This window comes from Petrocella atlantisensis (genome assembly GCF_900538275.1).
In the GTDB taxonomy this organism is placed as follows: Bacteria; Bacillota; Clostridia; order Lachnospirales; family Vallitaleaceae; genus Petrocella; species Petrocella atlantisensis.
The window spans coordinates 3,510,552-3,518,882 of sequence record NZ_LR130778.1 but is presented as its reverse complement, the minus strand read 5'-3'; the positions used below and the strand labels follow the sequence as shown (position 1 = coordinate 3,518,882).

Annotated in this window: 9 protein-coding genes; all 9 read right to left on the bottom strand. The window is 38.7% G+C overall.

The window, feature by feature from the left end; all coding sequences use genetic code 11:
* Positions 1 to 184 precede the first annotated feature (184 nt).
* The 9 genes from PATL70BA_RS16145 to PATL70BA_RS16105 all read right to left on the bottom strand — a co-directional run bounded on the left by PATL70BA_RS16145 (position 185) and on the right by PATL70BA_RS16105 (position 8,329).
* Positions 185 to 1,270 carry a M24 family metallopeptidase gene (locus tag PATL70BA_RS16145; RefSeq protein WP_125138354.1) on the bottom strand — a complete coding sequence of 362 codons (1,086 nt, stop codon included), beginning with the start codon at positions 1,268 to 1,270 and terminating at the stop codon, positions 185 to 187.
* A 39-nt stretch (positions 1,271 to 1,309) separates the two neighbouring features.
* Positions 1,310 to 1,741: a type II 3-dehydroquinate dehydratase gene (gene aroQ, locus PATL70BA_RS16140; protein ID WP_125138353.1), complete on the bottom strand. Its 432-nt coding sequence runs from the start codon at positions 1,739 to 1,741 to the stop codon at positions 1,310 to 1,312.
* A 9-nt stretch (positions 1,742 to 1,750) separates the two neighbouring features.
* Positions 1,751 to 2,272: a shikimate kinase gene (locus tag PATL70BA_RS16135; protein WP_125138352.1), complete on the bottom strand. Its 522-nt coding sequence runs from the start codon at positions 2,270 to 2,272 to the stop codon at positions 1,751 to 1,753.
* A 20-nt stretch (positions 2,273 to 2,292) separates the two neighbouring features.
* A complete protein-coding gene (gene aroE, locus PATL70BA_RS16130) occupies positions 2,293 to 3,150 on the bottom strand; it encodes a shikimate dehydrogenase (RefSeq protein WP_125138351.1) in 858 nt (285 codons plus the stop codon).
* Entirely contained in the window at positions 3,147 to 3,671 is a 525-nt protein-coding gene (locus PATL70BA_RS16125) for a YqeG family HAD IIIA-type phosphatase (protein WP_330510364.1), read from the bottom strand. Before PATL70BA_RS16125 ends, aroE begins: the two co-directional genes overlap by 4 nt.
* A 113-nt stretch (positions 3,672 to 3,784) precedes the next feature.
* Positions 3,785 to 4,330 (bottom strand): prepilin-type N-terminal cleavage/methylation domain-containing protein, encoded by a 546-nt coding sequence (locus tag PATL70BA_RS16120; protein ID WP_125138349.1) that lies wholly within the window; start codon positions 4,328 to 4,330, stop codon positions 3,785 to 3,787.
* Positions 4,323 to 4,862: a pilus assembly FimT family protein gene (locus PATL70BA_RS16115; RefSeq protein WP_125138348.1), complete on the bottom strand. Its 540-nt coding sequence runs from the start codon at positions 4,860 to 4,862 to the stop codon at positions 4,323 to 4,325. Before PATL70BA_RS16115 ends, PATL70BA_RS16120 begins: the two co-directional genes overlap by 8 nt.
* Before the next feature lie 9 nt (positions 4,863 to 4,871).
* Positions 4,872 to 7,406: a type II secretion system protein gene (locus PATL70BA_RS16110; RefSeq protein WP_125138347.1), complete on the bottom strand. Its 2,535-nt coding sequence runs from the start codon at positions 7,404 to 7,406 to the stop codon at positions 4,872 to 4,874.
* A gap of 8 nt (positions 7,407 to 7,414) precedes the next feature.
* Positions 7,415 to 8,329, bottom strand: coding sequence for a type IV pilus modification PilV family protein (locus PATL70BA_RS16105; protein ID WP_125138346.1), 915 nt, complete (start codon positions 8,327 to 8,329; stop codon positions 7,415 to 7,417).
* Between the last annotated feature and the right edge of the window lie 2 nt (positions 8,330 to 8,331).

Below are 8,331 nucleotides of genomic sequence, written 5' to 3'. Positions count from 1 at the left end.
TTATTGTCCTCCTTGTAATACCCAATAATCACTTAGATATTTAACAGATTTTTTCCTCATAAACTCTTGGAAATCATTTACATATTGTAATCTAAATACCTTATTATTTCAACACTTTTTTGCGATTATTGTCAATAAACATCTGGTTAAAGACATAAAAACTTAGTTTTGACACTTTAACCACTTAAATAACAATAAGACGCTTATCTGAATGCACAAAATTTTTGTGTCCATCCTTTGTGATAACGATAAGGTCTTCAATACGAACACCACCAAAGTCCGGTATATAAATACCCGGTTCTATGGTCACCACCATACCTTCTTGCAGTGTCATATGACCTTGCTCTGACAACCTAGGGTTTTCATGTACCTCAAGTCCCAAACTATGACCCAACCCGTGACCAAAATAACCTTCATAGCCCTGGCTATAGATATAGTCTCTAGCGATAAGATCCACTTCCTTACCCGTCATACCCCTTTTAATAGCTTCAAGGGCCATTTCCTGAGCTTTTAAAACTGTATTGTAGAGCCTGATCTGATCATCACTTGCTTCACCCATAACAAAAGTACGTGTCATATCTGAACAATACCCTTCATAGACACAACCAAAGTCCAAAGTTACAAAATCTCCTTTTTCAATGGTCTTTGTCGTAGGTACTGCATGTGGTAGACTGCTTCTTTTGCCTGATGCTACAATGGTTTCAAAAGAAAGCCGACTGGCACCCTTCTTTTTCATAAACATCTCAAGCTCTAAAGCTACGTCAATTTCTCTCATACCAACTTTTACATAGTCCAGTATATGTTTATAAGCAGCATCTCCAATGCTTGCAGCATATTCAATCAAGTCCAGCTCTAATTGGTCTTTGACCATACGCAACCTTTCAAGCATGTCTTCAAGAGGTACCCATATAATATGTTCAAGATGGCTTTTATGAAAATCAAATGCCTTGACTGTTAAATGATGATCTTCAAATCCAAGGGTATTTGTGCCATCCATTTCCATAATATGCTCAAGCGTCTCGTTTAAACCCAAGGCCATATAATCTACAATCTCATAGTCCGGACATTGCATAGCCGCCTGCTCCAAATAGCGGAAATCTGTCATCAGTACTTTTTTATCCGCTGATATATAGACATAGGCTGAACTACCTGTAAAACCGGTGATATAATGTCGATTATGAGTACTGGTTATAAACAGTGCCTGAAGTTCTTTTTCTTTCATTTTTTGAAGCAATCGTTCATGTCTTTGGACCCTGTATTTGTCGGTCATTGTCTTCCTCCGTGTTTCATGACGTGTCTCAAACTATATTTAATATCTTCCTTTTAGATAAGAGATGGCTTCCAGATAACCCTCCAAACCTTTTCCGACGATCTGATGCACACATACATCCTTCGTAACAGAAACATGGCGAAAAGCTTCTCTTTCATGAATGTTCGAAATATGAACTTCCACTGTCGGAATCTGAATGCTACTAATTGCATCTCGGATTGCATAACTATAATGGGTATAGGCACCTGGATTAATGACAATCCCATCTACTTGTTCATAGTAGGCCTTCTGAAGTCGATCAATAATCGCACCTTCGTGGTTAGACTGGAAACAGTCCGTCTCAACCTCTTGCTTATGGCTGAAAGTCATGATCTTTTCTATTAGGCTATTATAGTCTTCCTGTCCATAAATGTCCGTACTTCTAATACCTAAAAAATTCAGATTAGGTCCATTGATGACCAGTATTTTCATTTCATCACCTCACAAAATCGCTAGAATCTCATCCACTATACTTTTGATTGGTTTACCTGATGTTTGTATAATGACATTGGCTGTGCTTAAATACAAGGGTTCTCTAATCTCTAACATACTGCTGATTTTTCCTTCAAGATCTTGTTCTTCTTGAAGCAAAGGTCGTTTATGGTCGTCTTTGATATTCTTAAGAATATGTGCAACATCGGCTTGTAAAAAAACAACAACACCTATTTTTTTTAACATTTCAATGTTTTCTTCTCTTAGAATAACACCACCACCTGTTGATATGATCTTGTTTTTTTGGTCCTTTAAGCTTTTTAGATAGGTCGTTTCAAGCTCTCTAAAATAAGCTTCACCATGATCTCTAAATATTTCGCTAACTGTTTTACCTTCAGCTTTTTCAATTTTTTCATCCATGTCAATAAAGTTAAGATTCAACCTTTTAGCAAGCTCTTTCGTCACGGAGGTCTTACCACAGCCCATGAATCCTATTAAAACTATATTTTCACCTTTATTTCCTTCATTCATTCTAATCACCTATTGTTGTATCATTTCGTCATCTGTTGTAAAAAAGCTTGATAGCATCTTTTTTTAGTTCCATCATCAATGGTGCATTCACGCCATAGCTCAAATGCTGCTATAGCCTGATGAAAAAGCATGCCCATACCATTCATGGTAATGGCGCCTGCTTCTCTAGCTTCTCGTAAAAAATGGGTCTCAAGTGGATTGTATATAAGGTCCACCGCCACTTCTAACGTTTCATAGAACTTTGTTTCATAGATGGGATTGTTGGCACTATGAGGATACATGCCAATTGGTGTCGTCTGAAAGGCAATCACCAAATCGTTTCTTTCTTTAAGGTCTTCAAGTGGTATTACTTCTGTGGATACATCATAATGACGGTTAATTAATTTGGCTAACTTCTCTGCATTCGCCTGTGTTCTATTGGTGATGGCGATATGTCCGGCACCTTCATGGGCACACATCATACCTACGGCTCTAGCTGCACCACCCGCACCAATAATTAATATAGATTTATCTCTTAGATTAATCTTAATTTCTTTTAACGCTTTTAAGAGTCCGATCCAATCCGTATTGTATCCGACCAGTTCATTGTTGTCTAGCTTGATGGTATTGACGGCGCCAATGGCTTTAGCCATGTCATCGACATAATCTAGATAAGATATAACATCAACTTTATAAGGTACCGTTACATTAGCACCTTTGATACTCAGGCCTTTAAGTCCTGCCATCGCGTGTTCCAATTGATTTTCCTTGACATGGAAAGCCACATAAGCCATGTTTTCACTCAGGGCTTCTGCCAACATATTATGAATGAAAGGTGAAAAGCTATGACCGACCGGATCTCCGATTAAACCATATACATCCGTTGTCCCTTTAATCATCTAACGCCCTTCTTTCTTAAATATCTATTTAACAATAACTTTTCGGTTCTTCTCTTAACATAAGTGACCATCTGCTCTCTTTCTTGTATTGGTTTAACCAGAATCGTATACAAACCTAAGCGGTTACCCACCCAGACATCCGTAAAAATCTGGTCACCAACAAATATTGCTTTTTGAGGCTCCACCTCAATCGTCTTTAGTATGCGCTTCAACTTATAAGTAAAGGGCTTCATAGCGTTTGCCATGACCGGTATCTTCAAGCCTTGATTAAGGGTATCAACCCTATCCTTTGAATTATTCGACACAAGAGCCACTTTATAACCCTTGGTTTGAAGCACTTCCATAAGTCGTATGAGTTCATCATGAGCATCGAATTGATCGAATGGTACAAGCGTATTGTCGACATCAAACAATACAGCACGATACCCTTGTTCATACAGACTATCAAAATCTATATCATACACTTGATCCAAATATTCATCCGGATATAATATCTTCATTTTTTTCACCGTACTTTCAATATTTAGGTGTTAATATAACGCATGCATTATTATATCAATAAACATGCTGAGTGTCAAAAAAAACAGACCTACTTCAGCATTGGTCTGTTTTTTTATCTCATAATAATATTACGCTATTTTTCAAAATTCCTGAATTTCACCTGACTTTGTGTACTCATATTTGCATCACCATCTGTCATATCAAGAAAAATTTGAATACTTTTAGTATATTCAAAGTCAACATCATTGGTGGGTGCTACACTAAGTGCTTCAATACGACTGGCCATAGGATAGCTTTGAGACGATCCGTCAGGCAAAGTGATGGTGCATGTTAGAACCCTCGTACTTGGATCAAAGTCTATTTCAAATTCAATCGTGCCTTCTATAGGATCTTCTTGATGAAAAATGATCTTACTTGGATTAATAAGAAGATCAGGAGAATCTATCCTAGAATTACCAGCTTGATCAAAGATGTCTTCAATGCCTTTTGATTCTTTGGCTATGGCCGTAATCTGATTCATAGCCAACTGTGCTTCATATTGAATGTCTATGATCTCTTTCGTTGCATTAAAACCTTTTAGATTAAAATTCAAAAACGTACCGACAGCCCCCATAATGATACCGGCTATGGCAATGGCCAAAATAAGCTCAATGGTCGTAAATCCTTTGTCGCTAGTCATCCATAACCACCCTTCCGTTTTGCTTAATCACCTCAAATTCAATCACCCGACTTGACGACGTTGAACTGATTTGATACTTGCCGTCACCATTGGCCGTATTCTTAACTTGGCCGGAAGTCGTATCAAATTCAAAACTGACTAAAGTATGACTGGGTGGTAGAATATCCACATAATGCGTACCATCCCATTTTTTTATAGCTACTTTTTTTGGGAATTTGATGGTTTTTAAAGTCGAATATGTTCCTGTTGGTCCCATACGTACCAAAGTGGTTCCGATATATTGTTCTAGGGTTGAATCATAAGCCAAAGTCAATCTATAGTCTTTATCCTTAGAAGCCATCTCTTTTGTTTGAACCAACTTAATTTCACTAATCAGTTGATTTGAATAAGTGTTGATGTTGTTGGTGTACAATGTATTTAACCCAAAGCCGGAAAGACCAATGGCAATGGCGAGTAAGGCCATGACAATAATCATCTCAATAAGGGTATAACCCTCTTGTCTTCTGATTGTGTTCAAACATTTTACACACATCTTTATCACCTATTCTTCAACTTTCCAGAATTCAAAACCCATCAAATCACTGTATCTATAAGGGCTGTTATTGTTGGGATCTAAGGTTGTCGTCTGATCAAAGTCAACAAATTCAATCTCTTCTAAGAATACCGGCGCGGACCCTGGTCCACTTCGGTCCACGACATTAAACAAGTTATACAGGACATTGTCCTCGTAAATCTTCTGTGCCAAGTAGTTTTTTATGACCAATGTGTTGTTCTTATAGGTCTGGGTGCCACCAGTTGCGGTTATGGATCCTCCAGATATAATAGGTCCGGCAAATTCCAAATTACCGTGGATCACAATATCACCGTTATGTACAATAACACCTTGAGCCCTACCACTTGGTATATGTATGGAAGGGTTTTCTGAACCTAAGCTACCGGCATATATATGTAGTGGTTGAGCGGTTGCATCATTGACATAAGTAATCTCAAGTGCGTTTTGAGCTGCATTCAACACACTAGGTACGGTAGGATAAGGTGCATTATTATGGTTGAGTGAACCTATGGTATCAATCTTGGTATACTTATGGACGGCGTTTACATTATAGTAGGTTGGTAGAACCAAAGGGTCTGCGTCCGGATTGTCAATGACCGGCGTCCCCGGATCACTTCTATGACGTAGCATATGAAGTTGATAGATATGATCTAAGCTTGTCTTAATTCTTAGATTATCATAGCCTTCTTGTCCGACCTGGTTTGTATTGGTGCCATTATGATGGGTAAGGTCCAAAAAGTCATTGCCCCCCACTGTAGCATCATAAACCAACTTTAATCCTGTTGTATAGATATATTTCTGAAGGTTGACACCAGGCCCGGTTTTGACAAAGGTATTACTATCGCCATCAATATAGTGCTTAAAAGCTACAAAATAAGCTTTTCGATCTTTCAAATCGTATGGTGTGAATGGTGGTGTCGTACCATTTGCCAAACTGATGGTCGACCCATATATAGCCTGCCAGGAAACATTGTCTTTTAATAACTTACTTTCTAAAGTAGCATCATGAACAGCATCACTACCAGCATAAAAATCATAAGGCACTTGCTTGAAAAAACTATCTCCTATAGATTTCATAAGATCAATGGTTTCAAGGTCAAACCCCCATGTATAAGCCACAAAATTGCCTTTTAGTGATACGCTTTCTGCTGTCTGATACCTGGTAGGTTGTACATCCACATAAGCTGTCCCTCCAATTAGAATCCCTTCATGACTCTCTAGGAAGTCAATGTCATTTTTGGTACTGGCAACAGGATTAAAAGCACCATCAATGGATAAAGACGATCCACCATTCATATCCGCGTTAATAACAATGGCACTACTAAGATCATGTGTAACACCTGTGCCACTCCCATCGGTGTAACCATAATAACTACCGTTAATATCTATGGTACCACCTGTACCGTTTAGTTCCAAATCATCACTGGTATAAACATTGCCATTGAAGTTCATTTGACCACTGGCGCCATCTTGTAACACAACGCTATTGGCATAAACCAAGCCATTGTTCACGGTTAACCTGGCATTACTAGAACTACCGTCCGTTAGTTGCACATAACTACGGCTAAAGATATTGCCATGTACTGTAACCCTACTCGTACCATTCACCATAATCCCACCATAATTTTTCGGATTATGAATGGCATCCCCTACCGGAAGCTTGCCATAACCATAGATATCACCGTGAATATCCACGACAGCACCTGCATTAAAGGCTATATCATCATTAGCGACCAAAGCTTTTTGCCATATAGGGTTGTCCGGTAAAAGGGTTCTTTTTTCAATGGTATTAAGGGGATAAGATTTGATTTGATCACTAACAACGATATCTGTGGATATTTTCTTTTCTGTATGATCCCCAAGTATAAATGTTGATTCTATACCTTCAACACGATACGTTGTGTCAACACCTGAAAAAGGCGTAACAGTAATGGCGGCTGTATTGATGTTAATGGAAGAGTTATTCTGAGCAGGTGTATTGTTATCCAAGTAGACAAATAACTCTGAATCCAAAAAAGCAATAAGGTTGCTTTGAGAACCATTACTATTCATGGCACTTCTAAAATGGTGTCTGTATATTTGATCCGACAATACCTTAAGGGCCTCTGCATCTAGCATGTACATGGCACCACTAGGTACAATCAGGTCTCTTAGTTCTATAATTGGTGCTTCTTCAACATAAGTGATGCTGCTATTAATGCCAACATAAGGTGGAAGGTTGGTTTCATCCAACAACATGGCATCAATCTCATTTAAGATGTGTTTAATATCATCATCCGTATCTGCAATGGCATCGGAAATAGAGACTTCCACCACCTTACCTACACGGGCATAGACTTGATCTATCCCTGATTCAGCATAGTATAACGTCTTCTTGATACGATTGTCATTATGCTTCATGTTGATATTCATTAAGGACATAGCAAGTAGAGCTGTACCTAACATGGACAAAATCGCCACGGTGATGACAACAAACAACAAAGTAGATCCTTTTTGATTGTTCAATTTATCCCATAATCTCATAAGATCACCTATTCATCAATCTTGGTGGTTGTATAGGTACCAAGCTTATTACCTGAATGCACATCAAATATCTCAACTTTTATAGCCATGATTCTACGATCGAAGCTGTCTACACTATTTAGATTCCTACTAATACTGACGGAACCGCTTATAATCTTAGTGGTTGCTTGTACCGTATTGGTATCCTCTTCATAGAAATACAATTTGATTTCTTGGGGCAAGTTACTATCGATATCTATTCGGGTTGTTATAGGTGTACCAACACCTGCACCATCCCCCATCAGTAATCGGATTGCGGGATCTGAAGTTGCTGATACACTAAAACGACTGTCAAGAGAGCCTCCACCGCCTGTCAACTGATCATAATAATCCAAAGTAATCATTCCAGTGTCACGGTCTCCATTGATTCTGATGACCCGCTCTGTACTGGACGTTGATGTCTGTGGGTATGTGGTCAGATTACCACTGTCAGTATCTGTTAGTAAGACTGTATGCATATAACCACTGGGCATATCTATGATGATATCCGCATCCGGCATTGATGTGGGCGACGGTAATGCAAAAGCACCAATGTCTACACTGGTATCATAAGACAATATTGCTTTATAACCCTCCGGAAGAGGTGTCAAACCCATAAGGTCATAAGTAAGTTCTGTAAAGCTATTGTCAATCTCAATGGTTGAGCCAACACCAAAAATAGAATCATAATCTGAGAACTCTTTTGCTTTTAGAGCCTCCAGATATTCTTGCCCAAGACCGTTCGCCACCAGTTGTTTTCTAGTCTCTATTGTCGTACCAATGGTTTGGGTAAAGACAAAGGAAATAGGAATCATGGCAGCACCAACAATGGCAATGGTAACCAATGCCTCTACAAGGGAAAAACCGCTATTAGATTTTATTGTGTTCCACCATGATTTTATCATTT

Bases quoted from the DNA above. Each gene is read 5' to 3' on its own strand.
- PATL70BA_RS16145 (WP_125138354.1), bottom strand. From the start codon at position 1,270: ATGACCGACAAATACAGGGTCCAAAGACATGAACGATTGCTTCAAAAA.
- aroQ (WP_125138353.1), bottom strand. From the start codon at position 1,741: ATGAAAATACTGGTCATCAATGGACCTAATCTGAATTTTTTAGGTATT.
- PATL70BA_RS16135 (WP_125138352.1), bottom strand. From the start codon at position 2,272: ATGAATGAAGGAAATAAAGGTGAAAATATAGTTTTAATAGGATTCATG.
- aroE (WP_125138351.1), bottom strand. From the start codon at position 3,150: ATGATTAAAGGGACAACGGATGTATATGGTTTAATCGGAGATCCGGTC.
- PATL70BA_RS16120 (WP_125138349.1), bottom strand. From the start codon at position 4,330: ATGACTAGCGACAAAGGATTTACGACCATTGAGCTTATTTTGGCCATT.
- PATL70BA_RS16115 (WP_125138348.1), bottom strand. From the start codon at position 4,862: ATGTGTGTAAAATGTTTGAACACAATCAGAAGACAAGAGGGTTATACC.
- PATL70BA_RS16110 (WP_125138347.1), bottom strand. From the start codon at position 7,406: ATGAGATTATGGGATAAATTGAACAATCAAAAAGGATCTACTTTGTTG.
- PATL70BA_RS16105 (WP_125138346.1), bottom strand. From the start codon at position 8,329: ATGATAAAATCATGGTGGAACACAATAAAATCTAATAGCGGTTTTTCC.